At 58.7% G+C, this 21,281-nt stretch carries 20 protein-coding genes; 1 reads left to right on the top strand and 19 read right to left on the bottom strand.

The window, feature by feature from the left end:
• Positions 1 to 101 precede the first annotated feature (101 nt).
• The 16 genes from hemN to ccoN (RGV06_RS23285) form a co-directional block, all read right to left on the bottom strand.
• The gene (hemN, locus tag RGV06_RS23210; protein ID WP_322151550.1) at positions 102 to 1,484 is read right to left on the bottom strand and encodes an oxygen-independent coproporphyrinogen III oxidase; all 1,383 of its coding nucleotides are present in this window, start codon (positions 1,482 to 1,484) and stop codon (positions 102 to 104) included.
• 110 nt (positions 1,485 to 1,594) lie between these two features.
• Positions 1,595 to 2,278 carry a sulfite exporter TauE/SafE family protein gene (locus RGV06_RS23215; RefSeq protein ID WP_016780296.1) on the bottom strand — a complete coding sequence of 228 codons (684 nt, stop codon included), beginning with the start codon at positions 2,276 to 2,278 and terminating at the stop codon, positions 1,595 to 1,597.
• Complete coding sequence (ccoS, locus tag RGV06_RS23220; RefSeq protein WP_019826698.1) at positions 2,271 to 2,501, bottom strand: cbb3-type cytochrome oxidase assembly protein CcoS; 231 nt, start codon at positions 2,499 to 2,501, stop codon at positions 2,271 to 2,273. The genes RGV06_RS23215 and ccoS overlap by 8 nt, the downstream gene beginning before the upstream one ends.
• A gap of 20 nt (positions 2,502 to 2,521) precedes the next feature.
• Positions 2,522 to 4,972, bottom strand: a complete 2,451-nt coding sequence (locus RGV06_RS23225; protein ID WP_046809963.1) for a heavy metal translocating P-type ATPase — start codon at positions 4,970 to 4,972, stop codon at positions 2,522 to 2,524.
• A 93-nt stretch (positions 4,973 to 5,065) separates the two neighbouring features.
• Positions 5,066 to 5,608, bottom strand: a complete 543-nt coding sequence (locus tag RGV06_RS23230) for a FixH family protein (protein ID WP_019826693.1) — start codon at positions 5,606 to 5,608, stop codon at positions 5,066 to 5,068.
• An 11-nt stretch (positions 5,609 to 5,619) separates the two neighbouring features.
• A complete protein-coding gene (ccoG, locus tag RGV06_RS23235) occupies positions 5,620 to 7,035 on the bottom strand; it encodes a cytochrome c oxidase accessory protein CcoG (RefSeq protein WP_019826691.1) in 1,416 nt (471 codons plus the stop codon).
• Between the two features lie 216 nt (positions 7,036 to 7,251).
• Positions 7,252 to 7,662, bottom strand: coding sequence for a type II toxin-antitoxin system VapC family toxin (locus RGV06_RS23240; protein ID WP_019826688.1), 411 nt, complete (start codon positions 7,660 to 7,662; stop codon positions 7,252 to 7,254).
• Entirely contained in the window at positions 7,662 to 7,910 is a 249-nt protein-coding gene (locus RGV06_RS23245; protein ID WP_198822707.1) for a type II toxin-antitoxin system Phd/YefM family antitoxin, read from the bottom strand. Before RGV06_RS23245 ends, RGV06_RS23240 begins: the two co-directional genes overlap by 1 nt.
• Before the next feature lie 144 nt (positions 7,911 to 8,054).
• Complete coding sequence (ccoP, locus tag RGV06_RS23250) at positions 8,055 to 9,032, bottom strand: cytochrome-c oxidase, cbb3-type subunit III (RefSeq protein ID WP_019826684.1); 978 nt, start codon at positions 9,030 to 9,032, stop codon at positions 8,055 to 8,057.
• Complete coding sequence (locus RGV06_RS23255; protein ID WP_003447209.1) at positions 9,029 to 9,220, bottom strand: CcoQ/FixQ family Cbb3-type cytochrome c oxidase assembly chaperone; 192 nt, start codon at positions 9,218 to 9,220, stop codon at positions 9,029 to 9,031. The genes ccoP (RGV06_RS23250) and RGV06_RS23255 overlap by 4 nt, the downstream gene beginning before the upstream one ends.
• 5 nt (positions 9,221 to 9,225) lie before the next feature.
• Positions 9,226 to 9,834: a cytochrome-c oxidase, cbb3-type subunit II gene (gene ccoO / locus RGV06_RS23260; RefSeq protein WP_019826678.1), complete on the bottom strand. Its 609-nt coding sequence runs from the start codon at positions 9,832 to 9,834 to the stop codon at positions 9,226 to 9,228.
• Entirely contained in the window at positions 9,834 to 11,276 is a 1,443-nt protein-coding gene (ccoN, locus tag RGV06_RS23265; RefSeq protein WP_019826676.1) for a cytochrome-c oxidase, cbb3-type subunit I, read from the bottom strand. Before ccoN (RGV06_RS23265) ends, ccoO (RGV06_RS23260) begins: the two co-directional genes overlap by 1 nt.
• 478 nt (positions 11,277 to 11,754) lie before the next feature.
• Positions 11,755 to 12,693 (bottom strand): cytochrome-c oxidase, cbb3-type subunit III, encoded by a 939-nt coding sequence (gene ccoP / locus RGV06_RS23270; RefSeq protein WP_019826674.1) that lies wholly within the window; start codon positions 12,691 to 12,693, stop codon positions 11,755 to 11,757.
• Complete coding sequence (locus tag RGV06_RS23275) at positions 12,690 to 12,881, bottom strand: cbb3-type cytochrome oxidase subunit 3 (RefSeq protein ID WP_019826673.1); 192 nt, start codon at positions 12,879 to 12,881, stop codon at positions 12,690 to 12,692. The genes ccoP (RGV06_RS23270) and RGV06_RS23275 overlap by 4 nt, the downstream gene beginning before the upstream one ends.
• A 15-nt stretch (positions 12,882 to 12,896) precedes the next feature.
• The gene (ccoO, locus tag RGV06_RS23280; protein WP_019826671.1) at positions 12,897 to 13,505 is read right to left on the bottom strand and encodes a cytochrome-c oxidase, cbb3-type subunit II; all 609 of its coding nucleotides are present in this window, start codon (positions 13,503 to 13,505) and stop codon (positions 12,897 to 12,899) included.
• A 10-nt stretch (positions 13,506 to 13,515) separates the two neighbouring features.
• A complete protein-coding gene (gene ccoN, locus RGV06_RS23285) occupies positions 13,516 to 14,940 on the bottom strand; it encodes a cytochrome-c oxidase, cbb3-type subunit I (RefSeq protein WP_019826669.1) in 1,425 nt (474 codons plus the stop codon).
• A 73-nt stretch (positions 14,941 to 15,013) separates the two neighbouring features.
• Here ccoN (RGV06_RS23285) and RGV06_RS23290 point away from each other — a divergent pair, with 73 nt between their 5' ends.
• The gene (locus RGV06_RS23290) at positions 15,014 to 15,697 is read left to right on the top strand and encodes an alpha/beta family hydrolase (RefSeq protein WP_322151551.1); all 684 of its coding nucleotides are present in this window, start codon (positions 15,014 to 15,016) and stop codon (positions 15,695 to 15,697) included.
• A gap of 97 nt (positions 15,698 to 15,794) precedes the next feature.
• Here RGV06_RS23290 and RGV06_RS23295 read toward each other — a convergent pair whose 3' ends face one another.
• The 3 genes from RGV06_RS23295 to acnA all read right to left on the bottom strand — a co-directional run bounded on the left by RGV06_RS23295 (position 15,795) and on the right by acnA (position 21,203).
• Positions 15,795 to 17,360, bottom strand: coding sequence for a methyl-accepting chemotaxis protein (locus RGV06_RS23295; protein ID WP_019826664.1), 1,566 nt, complete (start codon positions 17,358 to 17,360; stop codon positions 15,795 to 15,797).
• A gap of 114 nt (positions 17,361 to 17,474) precedes the next feature.
• Positions 17,475 to 18,266, bottom strand: a complete 792-nt coding sequence (locus RGV06_RS23300; protein WP_019826663.1) for a CPBP family intramembrane glutamic endopeptidase — start codon at positions 18,264 to 18,266, stop codon at positions 17,475 to 17,477.
• 195 nt (positions 18,267 to 18,461) lie between these two features.
• Positions 18,462 to 21,203 carry an aconitate hydratase AcnA gene (gene acnA / locus RGV06_RS23305; protein WP_322151552.1) on the bottom strand — a complete coding sequence of 914 codons (2,742 nt, stop codon included), beginning with the start codon at positions 21,201 to 21,203 and terminating at the stop codon, positions 18,462 to 18,464.
• Positions 21,204 to 21,281 lie beyond the last annotated feature (78 nt).

The raw sequence follows: 21,281 nt of genomic DNA on the forward strand, positions 1-21,281 counted from the left end.
AAAACACACATAAGATGCAAGGGTAACCCAGTGGGGGAGGCTAGGCCAGCCGCACCACACCAGTGCACTCATCTCATGCAATAGAGGCCGTGTTCGAGACCTTAAATCACCCGCGAATATCGCTGGCGTGTTTGCTGCTCCAGGTAGGCATCGAACACCATGCACACCGAACGAACGAGTAACCGACCGGCAGGCAATACGGTCAATTGCCGATCGTCCAGAGCAATCAGCCCGTCCGCCGCCATGGCTTCGAGCATCGTCCACTGGTGTGCGAAATACCCCCGGAAGTCGATATTGAAGGCCTGCTCGATGTGTGCAAACGGCAGGTGCAAATTGCAAATGATCTGCTGGATCACTTCCCGGCGGATGCGATCATCCTGATTGCACAGCAGGCCACGGTGGGTGGCGAGCTGGTCACTGGCCAGGGTGTGCTGATAGTTGGCCAGGTCGCTGTCGTTCTGGCAGTACAGGTCACCAATCTGGCTGATGGCCGAGACGCCAAGCCCGACCAGGTCACAATGGCCGTGGGTGGTGTAGCCCTGAAAGTTGCGCTGCAGGGTTGATTCTTCCTGAGCGATTGCCAGTTCATCGTCCGGTAGCGCGAAGTGATCCATGCCGATATAGCGATAGCCGGCGCCAGTCAATTGCTCGATGGTGCGTTCGAGCATCTGCAATTTCGCGGCAGGCGAAGGCAGGTCGCTCGTATTGATCCGGCGCTGAGGCATGAAGCGTTCAGGCAAATGGGCGTAGTTGAACACTGACAGGCGATCCGGCTGCAAGCTGATTACTTCGTCAACCGTACGGGCAAAGGCCTCGGGGGTTTGCTTGGGCAAGCCGTAGATCAGGTCGATATTGATCGAGCGAAACTGCAGGGTGCGTGCGGCTTCGATCACCGCCCGTGTTTCCTCCAGGCTTTGCAGGCGATTGACGGCTCGCTGTACGTCTGGATCGAGGTCTTGCAGGCCGATGCTGACACGGTTGAAGCCCAGTTCACGCAACAGACCCATGGTCGACCAGTCGGCTTCCCGCGGGTCGATTTCGATGCCGTAATCACCTGAGTCGTCGTCCAGCAGGTTGAAGTGCTGGCGCAACGTAGCCATCAGATGGCGCAACTCATCGTGACTGAGAAAGGTGGGCGTGCCGCCGCCAAAGTGCAGTTGCTCGACCTTTTGTTTCGGATCGAGGTGGCAGGCAATCATCTGGATTTCTTGCTCAAGCCTTTGCAGGTAAGGCTGTGCCCGGCCACGGTCTTTGGTGATGACCTTGTTGCAGGCGCAGTAATAGCAAATGTTGGCGCAGAACGGCACGTGTACATACAGCGACAGCGGGCGCAGCGCCTTTCGGCTTTCGCGCAGCGCGTGCAACAGGTCGAACGGGCTGACCTGATTGTTGAACTGCATCGCGGTCGGATACGAGGTATAGCGCGGACCCGCCAGGTCGTAGCGGCGGATCAAATCTGGGTCCCAACGAATGGCGTCGAGCATGCGGGCATTCCCCTGGGATGGCTGGCAATGCCCAAGAGTCTAGGGGGTGAGTCGATGTTGCATCTTGATTTGCATCAAGGGCTGTGATTGCGGATGGAAGGTGCTCGAAGCTAATGCCCCATCAACCAATGCTGATGCGGGCCGGGCAGGGTCCAGATGCCGAACAGGATGACCAGCAGCCCCCCGGCCATGCGCACGCTGCGTTTGCGCAACAGTGCAGTGACCCGCTCGGCAGCAAGGCCGGTGGCCAGCAACACGGGCCAGGTGCCAAGACCAAACGCCAGCATCAGCAATGCACTGTCGATCGCACTGCCCTGACTGGCGGACCAGATCAGCGTGCTGTACACCAGTCCGCAGGGCAGCCAGCCCCAGAGCGCACCCAGCAGCAATGCCCGCGGCAGGCTCGACACGGGTAGCAAACGGGTGGCCACGGGCTGGATATGCCGCCACAGGCCGCGCCCCAGGCTTTCGATACGGGTCAGGCCGCTCCACCAGCCGGCCAGGTACAGGCCCATGCAAATCAGGAGTAGTCCGGCCAGGATGCGCATGAACATTGCTGCGGGGCTATTGGCCACTGCCCAGCCCGCCAGCCCCAGCAGTAATCCTGCAGTGGCATAGCTGAGAATTCGCCCAAGGTTGTAGGCCAGCAGCAGCCTGAAGCGTCGGCTGCGTTGCTCTTTGGGAATGGCAAGGGTTAGCGCACCCATCAGGCCGCCACACATGCCCAGGCAATGCCCGCCGCCAAGCAGGCCCAAAATGACCGCCGAGACCAGCAGTGGCGCTAACTCAAGCATGGGGCGGGGTTTTGTTGTGGTTGTCGGTAATCGACTCCGGGTGCTGGTTCTTGGCTTCTTCGACGGCGGCGGTGTGTTGCGGGTCCTGGTCGTCGAACAGAATGCTGTGGGCGGGACTGTCCAGATCGTCGTACTGGCCGCTGTCCACGGCCCAGAAAAAGATGTAGATGGCGATGGCGACAATCAGCAGGGCCGCAGGAATCATGACGTATAGCGCTGGCATATAGGCTCCAGGCGACCGGTTCAGGCCGGATGCGGGCGGGTGTGTGGCGTGGCCGAAGTATGTGCCTGATCAGGCATGCGCGTCAGGCGCAAGGCATTGAGCACCACGGTCAACGAGCTGATTGACATGCCGATGGCGGCCCAGATCGGTGTGATCCAGCCCAGTGCGGCAAATGGCAGCATAAGGCCATTGTACAGGCCAGCCCACAACAGGTTCTCGATGATCACCCGTCGAGTACGTTTAGCCAGGCTAAAGGCTTGCACCAGTGCGCCCAGGCGATTAGAGAGCAGTACCGCATCGGCGCTGGTCTTGGCCAGGTCCGTGGCCGATCCCATTGCCACGCTGATATCGGCCGCAGCGAGTACCGGGACATCATTGACCCCGTCCCCCAGCATCAACACCTTGCGCCCCTGTGCATGCAATTGTTGCAAAATTTGCAGTTTGTCATCCGGGCGTAATCCGCCTCGCGCTTCATCGATGCCCAGTTCGCCAGCCACGCTGGCCACCATCGGCGAGCTGTCTCCCGAGAGCAGTAGCGTACGCCAGCCTCGTGCCCTGCACGCAGCCAGCAACGCGGGAGCATCATCACGCAGGCGGTCATCCAGAACAAACCAGCCCAGTACACCTTCGGTATTACCCAACAATAACCATTGCCCAGGCTCATCCGGCATGGCCGGGACCCGGCACTGGCTCAACTCGCAGACAAACCCGGGCTGACCGATGCGCAAACGCTGTTCGCCAACCCGTCCTTCAAGGCCCAGGCCTGGAGTGCTGTGGACTTCTTCGGCGGCTTGCGGCGCGCGGCCAAAAGCACGGGCAATCGGATGTTCGGAGCGATTTTCGAGGGCGGCGGCGAGGGCCAGGCATTGATCGCTGTCCAGGTCGCTCAAGGGGCGAATGGTCCGCAGCGTCAGACGGCCTTCGGTCAGTGTGCCGGTCTTGTCGAAAATCACGGTGTCGATCTGGTTGAGGCCTTCAATCACATGGCCACGGGTCAGCAGTAGTCCCAGTTTGTGCAGCGTGCCGGTTGCGGCGGTGAGTGCAGTGGGCGTTGCCAGGGACAATGCGCAAGGGCATGTGGCCACCAACATCGCCAGGACAATCCAGAAGGCCCGTGACGGGTCCAGTTGCCACCACAGCAAGCCGATCGCGGCAGCAGCGATCAACGAAAACAGGAGGAACCATTGCGCGGCCTTGTCGGCAATTTCGGCCAGGCGTGGTTTCTCGGTTTGGGCGCGGTCCAGCAAGCGCACGATGGCGGACAGGCGTGTGTCCTGGCCCAGGGCTGTGACTTCAATGGTCAGAGCGCCTTCGACATTCAGGGTGCCCGCCGTCACGGCGTCGCCTATACGGCGTGGCTGCGGCAAGTACTCGCCGGTGAGCAGGGACTCATCGACGCTTGATTGGCCATCAAGGATTTGGCCGTCTGCCGGAAGAATCGCGCCGGGGTGCACCAGTACCTTGTCGCCGACCTTAAGCTCGGTCAGCAGGATGCGTTCGCTTTGGCCGTCGTCAGCCAGGCGCAGGCAGGAGGCGGGCAGCAGATTGACCAGTTGTGCGGTGGCCGCCGCAGTGCGCTCGCGGGCTCGGCGTTCGAGGTAGCGCCCGGCCAGCAAGAACAAGGCAAACATGCCTACCGCATCGAAGTACAGCTCACCGACACCGGTGATGGCCGTCCAGATTCCGGCGATGTAAGCGCCGCCGATGGCCAGGGACACCGACACATCCATGGTCAGATGACGGGTGCGCAGGTCGCGCATGGCCCCCTTGAAGAAGGGAGCACAGCTGTAAAACACAATCGGCGTGGTCAGGAACAGCGCCACCCAGCGCAAGATGGTATGCATCTCGGGGCTGAGGTCGATATTGAATTCGGGCCAGGTGGCCATGGTTGCCATCATCGCCTGAAACCACAGCAGTCCGGCGACACCCAGTTGGCGCAAGGCCAGTCGGTTTTCACTGGCAAGCTGTTCAGTGGCGCGATCGGCCTGATACGGGTGCGCGACATAGCCGATATGCCGCAGCTCGCTCAGTATCGCGCTCAGCGGCAGTTGGCGCTGGTCCCAGCGTACGTGTAGCCGGTGGTTGGACAGGTTGAGACGGGCTTCGCCCACGGCAGGCAAAAGGCGCAGGTGTTTTTCAATCAACCAGCCACAGGCTGCGCAACTGATGCCTTCGATCAGCAGAGTGGTTTCGGCCTGTTCACCCTCGTGCCGCACAAAAGGCTTTTGCACGTCAGGGCGGTCATACAGTGCCAGCTCTTCTACCAGTTGCACGGGCAGGGCATCGGGGTTGGCGCAAGCTCCACTGCGGTGCTGGTAATAGCTTTCAAGGCCGCCGGCCACGATGGCTTCAGCCACCGCCTGGCAGCCCGGGCAGCAAAACTCGCGAATGTCACCAAGAACAACGGCAGTAAACCGACTGCCTGGCGGGACGGGCAAAGCGCAGTGATAGCAAGGTACGGGAGAGGTCATGGCGGTCTATCGCGGTGTGGTGGCGCCGGGAAATACGGCATCGCGGTCAAGCCCGCGGCCACATCTGTGGCCGCGGGCTTGACCGCGAAGAGGTTACTTCTTGTTGTGGTCTTCAGCGCCTTGCAGCGGCTCGTCACCCAACAACAGATCCTTGTCGTGGCCGACCAGTTCTTCTTCAAACAGGCGCCAGGTTTGGCCGTCTTCAACGCCCATCAACTCGACAAAGCGGCGACCTTCGATCTTGTCATCCAGCTGGCCGATGTAGCGTCCTGGTTCCGACTCGCTCTGGGTCAGGCTGATCTTGCGGTCTTTCTCGGGTTGGGTCGGGGAGATCAGGTTCAGTTCCAGAACCTGCGGTTTGCTGTTGCCTTCAAGCAACAGCACCACTTCGCCGGTCATCTCGTCCAGACGCAATTTGGCTTTCAGTTGCAGGGTCTGGCCCAGCAGCTCGCGATCAAGCGAGCGGTTGATCCCTTTGCCGGCCTCGTAGTAATTGTCGTTAACCAGATGATCCGGGTTGTTTACGGCAATGGTGACCATCGACAGGGTCAGGGTCACCGAGCAGGCGAGGATGGCAATGATGATCCACGGCCAAAGATGCTTGTACCAGGGGCTGGAGGGCTTTGCTGCGGGCATGTCGAATTCTCTTATCTGATTTGTGGGCCGATGAATCGGCTCTTGGCTTTAACATTGATGTCGTTGTTGTCGGCATCCTTGAGGATAAAGAACACCTCGTTGGTGCTGGACGGTAGCTTCTCGGGGGCAATCGACAACTCCACCGGCAGGCTGACGATATCGCCTGCAGCGACCTTGATTTCCCGTTTGCCTTGCAGCTTGAGATCGGGCAGGCCGGTGGCGTCCAGCACATAGGTGTGGTCTTGCTGATCTTTGTTCATGATCTTCAGGCTGTAGACGTTTTCGATGCGGCCTTCAGCGTTTTCGCGGTAGAGCACGCGGTCTTTGCTGACGTCGAAACCAACCAGTGTGCGGGTAAAGAATGCAGCAGCCAGCAGCCCCATCATGGTCAGCAGCACCAGGGCATAGCCAATCAGGCGCGGCCGCAGCTTTTGGGTTTTCTGGCCCGAAAGGTTGTGTTCGGTGGTGTAGCTGATCAGGCCGCGCGGGTAGTTCATCTTGTCCATGATGCTGTCGCAGGCGTCGATACACGCGGCGCAGCCGATGCACTCGATCTGCAGGCCGTCACGAATATCAATCCCGGTGGGGCATACCTGCACACACATGGTGCAGTCGATGCAGTCGCCCAGGCCTTGAGCCTTGTAGTCCGCATCTTTTTTACGCGGGCCACGGACTTCGCCGCGACGCGGGTCGTACGACACGATGAGGGTGTCTTTATCAAACATCACGCTCTGGAAACGGGCGTACGGGCACATGTAAATACACACTTGCTCACGCAGCCAGCCTGCGTTGCCGTAGGTGGCGAGGGTGAAGAAGCCGACCCAGAAGTACGCCCAGCCATCGGCCTGGCCGGTGAAGAAGTCGATGACCAGTTCACGAATCGGCGAGAAGTAACCGACAAAGGTCATGCCGGTGACAAAGCCGATCAACAGCCACAGGCTGTGTTTACTCAGCTTGCGCAGAAACTTGTTGGCGCTCATTGGCGCCTTGTCGAGCTTGATGCGTTGGTTGCGATCACCTTCAGTGACCTTTTCGCACCACATGAACACCCAGGTCCAGACGCTTTGCGGGCAGGTGTAGCCGCACCACACGCGCCCGGCGTACACGGTAATAAAAAACAGGCCAAAGGCGGCGACGATCAACAGTCCGGACAGGAGGATGAAATCCTGTGGCCAGAACGTGGCGCCAAAAATAAAAAATTTACGCTCCGGAAGGTTCCACCAGACCGCCTGGTGACCGCCCCAGTTGAGCCACACCGTTCCGAAATACAGCAGAAACAATAGGGCTCCGCCGCCGATACGCAGGTTGCGGAAAAGACCGGTGAAGGCTCGGGTGTAAATTTTTTCCCGGGCTGCGTACAGATCGGTGCTTTCAGTGGTTTTTTTGGCAGGTGGAGTGACGTCGTGTACAGGAATCTGATTGCTCATTAGTGCGTCCCACGGCAGTGGAAAATGCCTCGGTCAGTACATGCCGACCGCGGTCAGAAGGTGTTGCAGTAACGTAATGATACGCCTGTGACTCTAGCTCAAGGGTGCGACCTTTGGTCGCGTTCCGGAAAAGAAGAAGTTGGTATAGGAGTTGTAACAAGTCATGACATGGATCAATTGACTTAAGGCGGTAGGTGAGTTGCGCGCAGCCTTGAATCATAGCTCCCAAGGGTTGAGCAGGGCGGCGCCGCTGAAGGCGAAGTCCTTTGTATTGCGGGTGACGACAGTCATGTCATGAACCAATGCCGTGGCAGCGATCAGGGCATCGCTCTCATTGCTGCGGTCAGGGACGTGGAGGCGGGCGCATCGTCGGGCAACGCTGCCGTCGACTGACAGTACGCGCCCGGCAAAGGCAGGGATGACATGGTTGTCCAGCCAGTTGCGCAACGGTACGGCTTGCGTAGGGTCGCGCCGCTCCAGGCGCAGGATGCCGGTTTCGATTTCTAGCAGGCTAATCGCCGAGATGTACAGCCTGTAGGCTGGGACAGTGCTGGCCCAGGCCACCACGTTGGGATTGGCCTGGGGTTTGCGCAGTTCAGAGATGACGTTGGTATCGAGCAGGAACATTAGAAGTCCACTGGGCGCGGGGTGATGATTGCGCGTTCGGGTTCAAATTCGACCGCTGGCTCTGGCATGACGAGCAGGTCGACGATGCTGGCGTTCAGTCCGGTCAGTCGTTGGTACTCTTCCATGCATAGCAGTACATGGGCGGGGCGACCACGATCGGTGATGTAAACCGGCCCAGCCTGGGCTGCTTTTTTGGCACCGCTTGTGTCTTGGTTGAAATCGCGGCTTGAAATGGTCGTGATGGGCATGGGCTGTTCCTCCCCTGAAAATACAATGTAGAAACGTTACTACCTTTTGGGCGGGCGCTGCAACAGCTTGCCGGATCCTGAAACAAAATGGCCCCGCCAACTCTCGTTGGCGGGGCCATTTTTTGCTGCGTTCAGACGTCTGCGTTATTCGTCTGCCTTGGCTTCATCGCCATGGGACAGGCTGTAAACGTAGGCGGCCAGCAAGTGAACCTTGTCGTTCCCTTGCAGGTCAGCCTGTGCAGGCATCTGGCCCTGGCGGCCGTAACGGATGGTCTGCTGCAGTTGAGCGAAGCTCGAACCGTAGATGAACGCCCCCGGATGGGTCAGGTCAGGTGCGCCCATCAGCGGATTGCCTTTACCTTGCGGACCGTGACAAACCGCACAGTTGGTAGCGAAAAGCTCTTTGCCCTTGGCAGGGTCGGCTTTTGCACCTTCCGGCAATTTACGGCCGTCCAGGTTGGTCAGTACGTAGGCAGCTACGTCGCTGACGCCTTGCTCGCCAATCACTTCGGACCAGCCCGGCATGACGGCGTGACGGCCGGCCATGATGGTGGTCTTGATGTCAGCTGGCGTACCGCCCCAGCGCCAGTCGGCGTCGGTCAGGTTCGGGAAGCCGTAGGCGCCCTTGGCGTCAGAACCGTGGCACACCGAGCAGTTGGATGCGAACAGACGGCCACCCATTTTCAGTGCTTGCGGATCCTTGGCTACTTCTTCAATGGGCATGGCAGCGAATTTGGCGAAGATCGGGCCGAACTTGGCGTCCGATTTGGCCATTTCTTTTTCCCACTCATGAACGCCGGTCCAGCCTGTCTGGCCATTGGCAAACTGGGTTTGCTCTTTGGTGTCCAGGTACTGGTAGCCCGGCAACAGGCCTTTCCAATTACCCAGGCCCGGGTACAGAACGAGGTAACCGAGGGCGAAAATGACGGTGCCGACAAACAGCATGAACCACCATTTAGGCATTGGGTTGTCGTACTCTTCGATCCCGTCATAAGCGTGCCCGACTTTCTCGTCGGTCTGCTCGCTGCGCTGGCCCTTGCGGGTGGCCAGCAACAGCCAGGTCAAGGCGAAGATGGTACCCAGAGTGAGGACTGTAACGTACAGACTCCAGAACGTAGTCATTCTTTGTTACTCCTAGAAGCTTGCTCTTGCTCGACGTGCTTGATGGCTTCGGGATCATCCTTGAACGGCAACAAGGTAGCGTCGTCAAATTCTGACTTGCGTCGCGGGCTGAATACCCACAAGGCCAAACCGATAAAAGCCACCATCACGACGACAGTGCCCAGGCCACGAATCATCCCGATATCCATTCAGATCACCGTTTGCTTTTGATGATGGTGCCCAAGCCCTGGAGGTAAGCCACCAGTGCGTCCATTTCAGTTTTGCCCTTCACGGCATCCTTGGCACCGGCGATGTCTTCGTCGGTGTAAGGAACGCCGAGGTCGCGCAAGACCTCCATTTTTCTCGCGGTGTCCTTGCCGTCCAGCTTGCGCTCTACGAGGAACGGGTACGCGGGCATGATCGACTCAGGCACAACGTTGCGCGGGTTGTACAAGTGCGCTCGCTGCCAGTCATCGGAGTAACGACCGCCGACACGGGCCAGGTCCGGGCCGGTACGCTTGGAACCCCACAGGAACGGGTGATCCCACACGCTTTCACCGGCGACCGAGTAGTGGCCGTAACGTTCGGTTTCGGCACGGAACGGACGGATCATCTGCGAGTGGCAGCCGACACAGCCGTTGGCGATGTAGATATCACGGCCTTCCAGTTCCAGTGCGGGGCGAGGCTTCATGCCCTCAACCGGAGTGTTGGTCACTTCCTGGAAGAACAGCGGAACGATTTGGGTCAAGCCGCCAATGCTCACGGCGATGACCATGAAGAAGGCCATGAGGCCAATATTCTTCTCGATTGTTTCGTGCTTCATCAGTGGGCTCCAACTACAGAGATCTTGCTCGCCGCTTCAGCTTCTGCCGGGTTCGACGCACGTACGGTGCGGAACACGTTGTAGGCCATGAACAGCATGCCGCTGGCGAAAATGGCACCGCCGAGGGCGCGAACGATAAAGCCCGGGTGACTGGCTTGCAGCGCTTCGACGAACGAGTAGGTCAGCGTGCCGTCGTCGTTGATTGCACGCCACATCAGGCCCTGAGTGATGCCGTTGACCCACATCGAAGCGATGTAAAGCACGGTACCGATGGTCGCGAGCCAGAAGTGCACGTTGATCAGACCGGTGCTGTACATCTGCTTTTGGCCATAGACTTTCGGGATCATGTGGTACATGGCGCCGATCGAAATCATCGCAACCCAACCCAGTGCACCCGCGTGAACGTGGCCGATGGTCCAGTCGGTGTAGTGCGAAAGCGCATTGACGGTCTTGATTGCCATCATAGGGCCTTCGAAGGTCGACATGCCGTAGAAGGCCAGGGACACAACGAGGAATCGCAGGATCGGGTCAGTGCGCAATTTATGCCATGCGCCCGACAGGGTCATCATGCCGTTGATCATGCCGCCCCAGCTTGGAGCCAGCAGAATGATCGACATCGCCATACCCAGCGACTGGGCCCAGTCCGGCAGGGCGGTGTAGTGCAAGTGGTGCGGACCTGCCCAGATGTAGAGGGTGATCAGCGCCCAGAAGTGCACGATAGACAGGCGATACGAGTAGATCGGACGCTCGGCCTGTTTCGGCACGAAGTAGTACATCATGCCGAGGAAGCCAGTAGTCAGGAAGAAACCTACAGCGTTGTGTCCGTACCACCACTGGATCATGGCATCAGTCGCACCGGCGTATGCCGAGTAGGACTTGAAGAAGCTCACCGGCAGGGATGCGTGGTTGACGATGTGCAGCATTGCCGTCACAAGAATGAAGGCACCGTAGAACCAGTTACCGACATAGATATGCTTGGTTTTACGCTTGGTAATGGTTCCGAAGAACACAATGGCGTACACCACCCAGACGATTGCCAGCAGGATAGCCAGAGGCAACTCCAGCTCTGCGTATTCTTTGCTCGTGGTGTAACCCAGCGGCAAGGTGATGATCGCGCCGATGATAACGGCCTGCCAACCCCAGAAGGAGAACGCGGCCAGCGAGTCAGAGATCAGCCGCGTTTGGCAGGTGCGCTGCACGACGTAATAAGAGGTGCCAAACAATGCACAGCCACCAAAGGCAAAGATCACAAGGTTGGTATGCAAGGGGCGCAGACGGCCGAAGGTCGTCCATTCAAGGCCAAGGTTCAATTCAGGCCACACAAGCTGTGACGCGATGAAAACCCCGAGCCCCATGCCAAGGATCCCCCAGACCACCGTCATGATGGCGAACTGGCGGACTACCTTATAGTTATAAGCAGTCGGACTGATTGCTGTGCTCATTCTAAGGTTCCACGGTTTAGGTGTTTTATTAGGATAAAAATCGGTCGCAAGTATGTATAAAGCGTAGGGGTATTGCAACGAAGCATGACCCCGGTCAATGCTTTCCAAGGCTTATTCTGCGGCCTTTCCATGCAGGGAGTAAGGTCAAACGGACCTCTCTAAAATGCCGCACGGAGGGCAAAATCCAAGGGGGAGATGCGGGCAGGTTCAACTGGGGGTAAGGCATGGCGAGAGCATGGCGAACTTCGCAATGGACGACAGCCGTTGTAAACCCACTAGTGTGGCCCGTAACAGTGCCCTTCAACCTACCGATTAATTTCACTTGACGTAGCGCCGGGAAAATCCCGATCACGCAAGACAAGAGCTTAGTCCTGAATGGCGGGAGAGCAATGGCGGACTAAAAAGAGGTGCGACACTTGGTCGCGCTTTGAGGCGGGAACTGCCGCACCAAAATGATGCGGCAGGAAATGTCTGGTAATTATTCGGCTGTTTTTTCCTCTTGATTACCATGTGACAAGCTGAACACGTATGCCGCCAGCAGCTGTACCTTGTCGTTGCCCAGCAACTCGTTTTGCGCAGGCATATGACCCTGACGCCCGTGGCGAATGGTTTGCTGCAATTGCGCCAGGCTGGTGCCGTAGATAAAGCCCGCAGGTTGTGTCAGATCCGGCGCACCCATCATTGGCATGCCTTTACCGTTTGCACCGTGACACGCCACGCAGGTGGTATCGAAGGCTTGCTTGCCCGCCGCCAGATCCAGGGTGGTGTCCTGCGGCAAAGGCAGGCCGGCCAGATCGTGACGTACGTAGGCGGCCACGTTTTTGACCCCGGATTCACCCAGTACCTCACCCCAGGCCGGCATCGCAGCGATGCGTCCGCCCATGATGGTGGCCTTGATAGTGTCGGCATCGCCGCCCCAGCGCCAGGTGTTGTCGGCCAGATTCGGGAAGCCGAACGCACCTTTGGCATCCGAGCCGTGGCACACCGAACAGTTGGAGGCAAACAGGCGCCCCCCCATTTTCAGTGCAGCAGGGTCTTGTGCGACTTGGTCTACGGGCATGGCGGCGTACTTGGCAAAGATCGGTCCGAAACGGGCGTCAGCCTTGTCCATTTCCTTTTCCCACTCATGCACGCCGGTCCAGCCATTTTCATAGCCCGGCAGCAGGCCTTTCCAGTTGCCCAGGCCCGGGTAAAGAATCAAATATCCCACCGCAAACACCAGCGTGCCCACGAACAACATGAACCACCATTGCGGCAGCGGGTTGTCGTACTCCTCAATGCCGTCGAAGCTGTGGCCCATGGTCTCGACGGTATCGCTTTTGGTTTCACCCTTGCGCGTACTGACCAATAGCCAGGTCAGGCCGATCAGCGTGCCAATGGTCAGCACGCATATATAGAGACTCCAGAAGGTGGTCATGCTTTGTTACTCCTAGACGCTTGTTCTTGCTCGACGTGTTGAATCGCCTCTGGATCGTCCTTGAATGGCAGTAAGGTCGCGTCTTCAAACTCCGATTTGCGTCGCGGGCTGAACACCCACAACGCCAGACCGATAAACGCCACGGCCACCACCACGGTGCCCAAGCCGCGAATCATTCCACTACTCATCTCGAAGACCATGACTTACCTCTTGCTCTTGATGGCAGTGCCGAGCACTTGCAGGTAGGCCACCAACGCGTCCATCTCCGTTTTGCCTTGTACCGACTGCTTGGCATTGGCGATGTCTTCGTCGGTGTACGGCACGCCCAGGGTGCGCATCACGTCGAGTTTTTTCTCGGTATGGCTGCTGTCTACCGCAGCCTCCACCAGCCATGGGTACGCTGGCATTTTCGACTCGGGCACGACGTTGCGCGGGTTGTACAAATGCGCGCGGTGCCAGTCATCCGAGTAACGGCCTCCGACGCGGGCCAGGTCCGGCCCGGTACGTTTGGAGCCCCACAGGAACGGGTGATCCCACACGCTTTCACCGGCAACCGAGTAGTGACCATAACGTTCGGTCTCGGCACGGAATGGACGGATCATCTGCGAGTGACACTGCACGCAGCCTTCGCGTATGTAGATGTCGCGACCTTCCAGTTGCAGTGCGGTGTACGGCTTCATGCCTTCCACCGGGGTGTTGGTCACGTCCTCAAAGAACAGCGGGACGATTTGCGTCAGGCCGCCGACACTCACACACAGAATCATCAGCAACAGCATCAGGCCGATATTTTTTTCAACGACTTCGTGTTTCATTGCCAACTCCTCAGGCCATCTGCGCGGCGGCTACGACTTCAGCGGGCTCGGCGTTACGCACGGTGCGCCAAGTGTTGTAAGCCATCAGCAACATGCCGCTGAAGAAGATCGCACCACCGACCAGTCGCACGACATACCCCGGATGGCTGGCCACCAAGGTTTCGACGAAGGAGTAAGTCAGCGTTCCGTCTTCGTTGACTGCGCGCCACATCAGGCCTTGAGCGATGCCGTTGACCCACATCGATGCGATATAGAGCACGGTGCCGATAGTGGCCAGCCAGAAGTGAGCGTTAATCAGGCCCAGGCTGTACATCTGTGGGCGGCCGAAGATTTTCGGGATCATGTGATACAGCGCACCGATCGAAATCATCGCGACCCAACCCAGGGCGCCGGCGTGTACGTGACCGATGGTCCAGTCGGTGTAGTGGGAGAGGGCGTTGACGGTCTTGATTGCCATCATCGGTCCTTCAAAGGTCGACATGCCGTAGAACGCCAGTGACACAACGAGGAAGCGCAGGATCGGGTCGCTGCGCAACTTATGCCAGGCCCCCGAGAGCGTCATCATGCCGTTGATCATGCCGCCCCAGCTTGGCGCCAGCAGAATCAGCGACATCACCATGCCCAGCGACTGAGCCCAGTCCGGCAGTGCGGTGTAGTGCAAATGGTGGGGGCCGGCCCAGATGTACAAGGTGATCAGCGCCCAGAAGTGCACGATGGACAGGCGATAGGAGTAGATCGGACGTTCGGCCTGTTTCGGCACGAAGTAGTACATCATCCCCAAAAAGCCCGCCGTCAGGAAAAAGCCCACGGCGTTGTGTCCGTACCACCACTGCACCATGGCGTCAGTGGCGCCACCGTAGAGTGAGTAGGACTTCGTGAAGCTGACCGGGATTTCCAGGTTGTTAACGATGTGCAAAATGGCCACGGTCACAATAAACGCGCCGAAGAACCAGTTGCCTACATAGATGTGCTTGGTCTTGCGCTTCATGATCGTGCCGAAGAACACGATGGCGTAAGCGACCCAGACGATGGTGATCAAAATGTCGATCGGCCACTCCAGCTCTGCGTATTCCTTGGAGCTGGTGTAACCCAGCGGCAGGCTGATGGCTGCGAGCACAATCACCAGTTGCCAGCCCCAGAAGGTAAACGCCGCAATCTTGGGCGAGAACAGCGTGGCCTGGCAGGTGCGTTGCACCGAGTAGAACGAGGCGGCGAACAAGGCGCAGCCACCGAAGGCAAAAATGACCGCGTTGGTGTGCAAAGGGCGCAGGCGCCCAAAACTGGTCCAAGGCAAATTGAAGTTGAGTTCTGGCCAGACCAACTGCGCGGCGAGAAATACCCCGAGCCCCATACCGACGATGCCCCAAACCACCGTCATAATGGCAAATTGGCGGACCACCTTGTAGTTGTAGGCGGTACTTGTAGAAGTGTTCATGGTTCCCCATCCACGGTTCAGGCGAATACAAAGGCACGCCTGGAGTTATAGGCAGACTAAAAGCGAGGCAAGCATGGGTGTAGCAGGCAAGGACGGTATTGACGGGGATCAATGGCTGAAGTGCGTGGAACAGCGGGGCTGGCTGTGGAATGGCGCGCCAACCCCCTCATCCATGACGCTGATTCTGGCCCACGGTGCGGGGGCTCCGATGGACAGTGCCTGGATGACAGGCATGGCTGAGCGCCTTGCTGCACGCGGGGTGAGCGTGTTGCGCTTCGAGTTCCCGTACATGGCTCAGCGACGGCTAGATGGTGGTAAAAGGCCACCCAATCAGCAGGCAAAATTGCTTGAATGCTGGCATGAGGTATTTACCGAGGTGCGACGGCATGTCGCTGGGCAATTAGCCATCGGCGGCAAGTCGATGGGCGGGCGCATGGCCAGTCTGGTTGCTGATGAGCTAGAGACGCAGGCTCTGGTGTGCCTGGGTTATCCGTTTTATGCCGCAGGCAAACCGGAAAAACCGCGTGTGGCGCACTTGGCTGAACTGCAAACGCCGACTCTGATTGTGCAGGGCGAGCGTGATGCGCTGGGCAACCGGGAGGCGGTGGAGGCCTACACGCTGGCACCGGGTATTGAAGTGTCGTGGCTCGTGTCGGGGGATCACGACCTGAAGCCATTAAAGGCTTCGGGGTTGACCCATGAGCAGCATCTGGATGCGGCGGCAGACAAGATAGCGCGGTGGTTGCAGCAACCTTGAACGATTTGTGGGAGCGAGCCTGCTCGCGATGGCATCAACGCGGTGCAAGTGTTGAACCGCAGCGATCCAATCGCGAGCAGGCTCGCTCCCACAAGGGTCAGCGGTTAAACCGCGCTACCAGCGAGTACTGGCTGTTTACGGTCTGGCTCAGTTCTTCGCTCAACAGCGCCGAGTGCTGCGCCTGCTCGGAGGTCTGGTCCGCGAGATCGGCAATGGTGCTGATGTTACGGCTGACTTCTTCAGCTACCGCACTTTGCTCTTCGGTCGCGGCGGCGATCTGGGCAGTCATGTCGGTGATATTGGCCACCGCTTCGCTGATGCCCACCAGGGCCTTGTCGGCCTCCAGCACGCGGGCCACCCCTTCCTCAGCCTGACGGTGCCCGGCGTTCATGGTTTGCACGGCAGTGGCGGCAGTCTGTTGCAGCTTTGCAATCAGGCTGTGAATTTGCCCGGTTGATGTGCTGGTACGTTGTGCCAATTGGCGCACTTCGTCAGCCACCACGGCAAAGCCGCGACCCATTTCGCCCGCCCGCGCGGCTTCGATTGCAGCGTTCAAGGCCAGCAGGTTGGTCTGGTCGGCAATGCCCTTGATCACATCAACCACGCCGCCGATCTCGTCGCTGTCCTTGGCCAGTTGCGTGACCGTGGCCCCGGTTTCTCCTACCACCACCGACAAGCGTTCAATGGCCTCGCGGGTTTCACCGGCAATATCTCGGCCGCGACTGGTCAGGCGGTTGGCTTCCTGCGTGGCGTCCGCAGTGCGTTGCACGTGGCTGGCAACTTCTTGAGTGGTCGCGGCCATTTGATTGACCGCAGTTGCCACTTGTTCTGTTTCTACACGCTGGCGCTCCAGCCCGACAGAGCTCTTGTGCGCCAGGATGTCGGATTGACGGGCTTGCCCGCTCAAATGCTCGGCAGTGTCCTGCAGGCGGGTCAGGCAGGTTTTGAGGCGTGCTTCCTGGCTCAGGATGGACATTTCCAGACGCGCTTGCGGGCCACGGCTGTCGGTGTACATCTGGGCGATAAGCGGATCGGACGTGGTTTGTTCGGCCAGGCGCAACAGGCGCTTGATCCCGCGCTGTTGCCAGCTCAGGCCGAGCAATCCCAGCGGGATCGATAGCACGGCTGCCAGGGCAAATCCCCAGCTGGAGTTGAGCAGGGCACCAATCATGAAGCTCAACTGGCTGACCAGAATAAAAGGCAGCCAGTCCTGCAGCACCGGTAGCCACTTGTCACGCTGAGGCACTGCCGATTTGCCCCGGTTAAGGCGTGAGTACAGGGCTTCGGCACGGCGGATCTGTTCGGCGGTCGGTTTGATCCGCACCGACTCGTAGCCCACCACGCGCTCGTTCTCGAAGATCGGGGTGACATACGCATTGACCCAGTAATGGTCGCCATTTTTGCAGCGGTTCTTGACGATACCCATCCACGGCGCGCCCTTTTTCAGGGTGCTCCACATATGCTCGAACACGGCAGACGGCACGTCGGGATGGCGCACAAGATTGTGCGGTGCGCGTATCAGCTCCTCACGCGAAAACCCGCTGATTTCGACAAAAGCATCGTTGCAATAGGAAATGACGCCTTTGGCATCGGTCGTGGAGATCAACCGTTGTTGCGCGGGGAATGTGCGTTCGCGTTGAGTGATGGGCTGGTTGTTACGCATGTCGTTTCAATCCGCAAGACTTTGACAGGCTGTCGGCATGGGCAAGAAATTGTTTAATTTATATTTCACGTGTCGGGTTGTCGGCGAACAACCCGTCACGGCTGATGCAGACCGTCAGGGCGTGAGCATCGGGTAAGTAAAAAACACGAAATGCAGCACATTGAGCCCAAAGTGGGTGGCAATTGCCGCGCCCAGTCCGCCAAAGCGGTAAGCCAGGCCATAGCCGACCCCGGCCAGCCCCGCCAACAACATCCATTGCCAGCCGGCAGCCGCATGTGCCAGGCCAAACAGGGTCGAGGCGGCGACCAGCGCTACCGTCTGGCCATAGGGCAGCATTTTCAGTTTGCGGCTCAATCCGCCCTGGATATAACCGCGAAACAGAGCCTCTTCCACCAGTGTCACCAGCAGCAGATTATTCAGCAGCCAGAGGGTGCCCTGATGTGGCCATTTGGGTGCCCAGGTGATCATGCCCAGCAGCATTGCACCGCCCAACGCCATACTGGCTGCCAGCGCCAGGCCCATCAACGTGGCGCCCAGGGATGCGCGCCAGGCAAAGCGGGGCGCGATCCATGGGCACACCAGCAGCAGCCAGACACCAATCAGCGGCTTGTCCAGGTTGAAGTACATCGAGAATGGCACGGCATCCGGCGTCAGCCTTGCCGGGTTGATGGCGCGGCCGTTATGAAAACCGGGTAGCCAATGCAGGGCCAGCGCCACAGCCAGCACTACAAACAGTGCATGTCCGGCATAGCGCAGGTAATGGCTTTTGCGTTGGAGAACGGCGAGCCCGCTGAGGGTCAGTAGGCCAATGGCTATAAGGGTTTGAACACCCAGTTGCCCATAACTCAGGGCAAGTCCGTAGCCGAGGGTCAGAAGTGCCAGATAAGGCCATGGCAGAACAATCATGAAGATCCTTGGAATCGTTAAAAAACACCCCGGATCCAGTCCGGGGCGCGGCAGTATAACGACTCAAAAGGCTGAGCATGCGGGGAAGGCAATCTGTGGGAGCGGGCTTGCTCGCGAGGGCATTACCTCGACTTGCCTGACGGACCGCGTAGCCCGAATCGCGGGCAAGCCCGCTCCCACAGTGTTCAGGTGTGACTAAGAGGCAATCAGCTGACGCAATACATAGTGCAAAATCCCGCCTGCCTTGAAGTATTCCACTTCGTTTATCGTGTCGATCCTGCAGAGCACATCGACTTTTTCCTGGCTGCCATCCTCACGGGTGATCACCAGCGTCACGTTCATCCGTGGCTGCAATTGGGCGCCGGTCAGGCCCAGAATATCCAGGGTCTCCTTGCCTGTAAGGTTCAGGGTCTTGCGGTTCTGATCGAGCTTGAACTGCAAAGGTAGAACGCCCATGCCGACCAGGTTCGAGCGGTGGATACGCTCAAAGCTTTCAGCAATCACCGCTTTGACCCCCAGCAGGTTAGTGCCTTTGGCCGCCCAGTCACGGCTGGAGCCGGTACCGTATTCTTGACCGGCAATCACCACCAGCGGTGTACCGGATGCCTGATAACGCATGGCCGCATCGTAGATCGGCATTTTCTCGGCGGTGGGAATGTAGATCGTATTGCCGCCTTCTTCACCACCGAGCATTTCGTTGCGGATGCGGATATTGGCAAAGGTGCCACGCATCATGACTTCGTGGTTGCCGCGTCGAGAGCCATAGGAGTTGAAGTCACGGGGCTCGACGCCTTTATCGCGCAAGTAACGGCCGGCGGGGCTGTCCGCCTTGATGTTGCCGGCGGGTGAGATGTGGTCGGTGGTCACTGAATCGCCCAGCAGTGCCAGAATATTCGCAGCCTTAACGTCAGCAATCACCGGCAAAGGTCCGCTGATGTTGTCGAAAAACGGCGGATGCTGGATGTAGGTCGAATCAGCCTGCCAGACATAAGTCGCGGCTTGCGGCACTTCGATGGCTTGCCACTGGGCATCACCGGCAAACACTTCGGCGTATTCCTTGTGGAACATACCGGTCGTGACCTGGGCCACGGCGTCGGCGATTTCTTTCTGGCTGGGCCAGATATCGCGCAGGAACACCGGCTGGCCATCGTTACCTGTACCCAGTGGCTCACGACTGATATCGATACGTACGGTACCCGCCAGAGCATACGCCACCACCAGCGGAGGGGAGGCCAGCCAGTTGGTTTTCACCAATGGATGTACGCGCCCTTCAAAGTTGCGGTTGCCTGACAGCACCGAAGCCACGGTCAGATCGGATTGGGTAATTGCCTTTTCTATGGGCTCGGGCAATGGCCCTGAGTTGCCGATGCAGGTCGTGCAGCCATAACCCACCAGGGCGAAACCCAGTTGGTCGAGGTACTGGGTCAGGCCCGCGGCTTTGTAGTAATCGGTCACTACCTTGGAACCCGGTGCCAATGAGGTCTTGACCCAGGGCTGGCTCTTCAGGCCTTTTTCGACTGCCTTTTTGGCCACCAATCCGGCGGCCATCATCACACTCGGGTTCGAGGTGTTGGTGCACGAGGTGATGGCTGCAATGACCACGGCGCCGTTTTTCAGACGATAGGTTTGACCCTCAAAGCTGTAGTCAGCTTCGCCGATCAAGTCCGCATTGCCCACGGCCACACCGCCACCGCCCTCGCTTTCAAGGCGGCCTTCTTCTTTATTGGCGGGTTTGAATTGCAGGCTGAGAAACTCGTCGAAGGCCTGGCCGACATTGGGCAGCGAAACCCGGTCTTGCGGGCGTTTTGGCCCGGCCAGACTGGCTTCTACAGTGCTCATGTCCAGTGCCAGGGTTTCGGTGAATATCGGCTCCTGACCTGCTGTGCGCCACAAACCCTGGGTCTTGCAATAGGCCTCGACCAATTTGACGGTGGCTTCTGGGCGCCCGGACAAACGCAGGTAGTCCAGGGTGATTTCATCGACTGGGAAAAAGCCGCAGGTGGCGCCATATTCCGGGGCCATGTTGGCAATGGTGGCGCGGTCCGCCAGAGGAAGATCCGCCAGTCCATCACCGTAAAACTCCACGAACTTGCCGACAACGCCCTTGCTGCGCAGCATTTGCGTGACGGTCAGTACCAGGTCCGTAGCGGTGATGCCTTCTTTGAGTTTGCCGCTGAGTTTGAAACCCACCACTTCGGGGATCAGCATCGACACGGGCTGGCCGAGCATTGCAGCTTCAGCTTCGATCCCGCCCACGCCCCAGCCTAATACGCCGAGGCCATTGATCATCGTTGTATGGGAATCGGTGCCTACCAGCGTGTCTGGAAAGGCATACGTGCGGCCGTCTTCGTCTTTGGTCCAGACCGTACGACCCAGATACTCCAGGTTTACCTGATGGCAAATCCCGGTGCCGGGCGGGACGACGCTGAAGTTATCGAAGGCATTCTGCCCCCAGCGCAAAAACGCATACCGTTCGCCGTTGCGTTCCATCTCGATGTCGACGTTTTGCTCAAAGGCGCTGGCGCTGGCGAACCGGTCAACCATCACCGAGTGGTCAATGACCAGGTCCACGGGGGACAGCGGGTTGATACGCTGCGGATCGCCACCCGCCTTGGCCATTGCGGCGCGCATGGCGGCCAGATCGACCACGGCCGGGACACCGGTGAAGTCTTGCATCAGCACTCGGGCAGGGCGGTACTGGATTTCCCGGTCACTGCGCCGCTCCTTGAGCCATGCGGCCAGTGCCTTGAGGTCGGGCTCGGTAACGGTTTTGCCGTCCTCCCAGCGCAGCAGGTTTTCCAGCAACACTTTGAGCGACATTGGCAGCTTGCTCAGGTCGCCCAAAGATTTGGCGGCGAGCGGGAGGCTGAAGTAGTGATAAGTCTTATCGTCGACTTTTAATGTGGCTAGGGTATTCAGGCTATCGAGGGAGGACATGAAATGACTCCTTTAGACGGATCACGTTGCATAAACAGAGCTTCAAACCTAGCTCTGATTCCGGGCTCTGGCTAATAA

The sequence above is a fragment of the Pseudomonas sp. CCI3.1 genome (assembly GCF_034313985.1).
Classification (GTDB): Bacteria; Pseudomonadota; Gammaproteobacteria; order Pseudomonadales; family Pseudomonadaceae; genus Aquipseudomonas; species Aquipseudomonas psychrophila.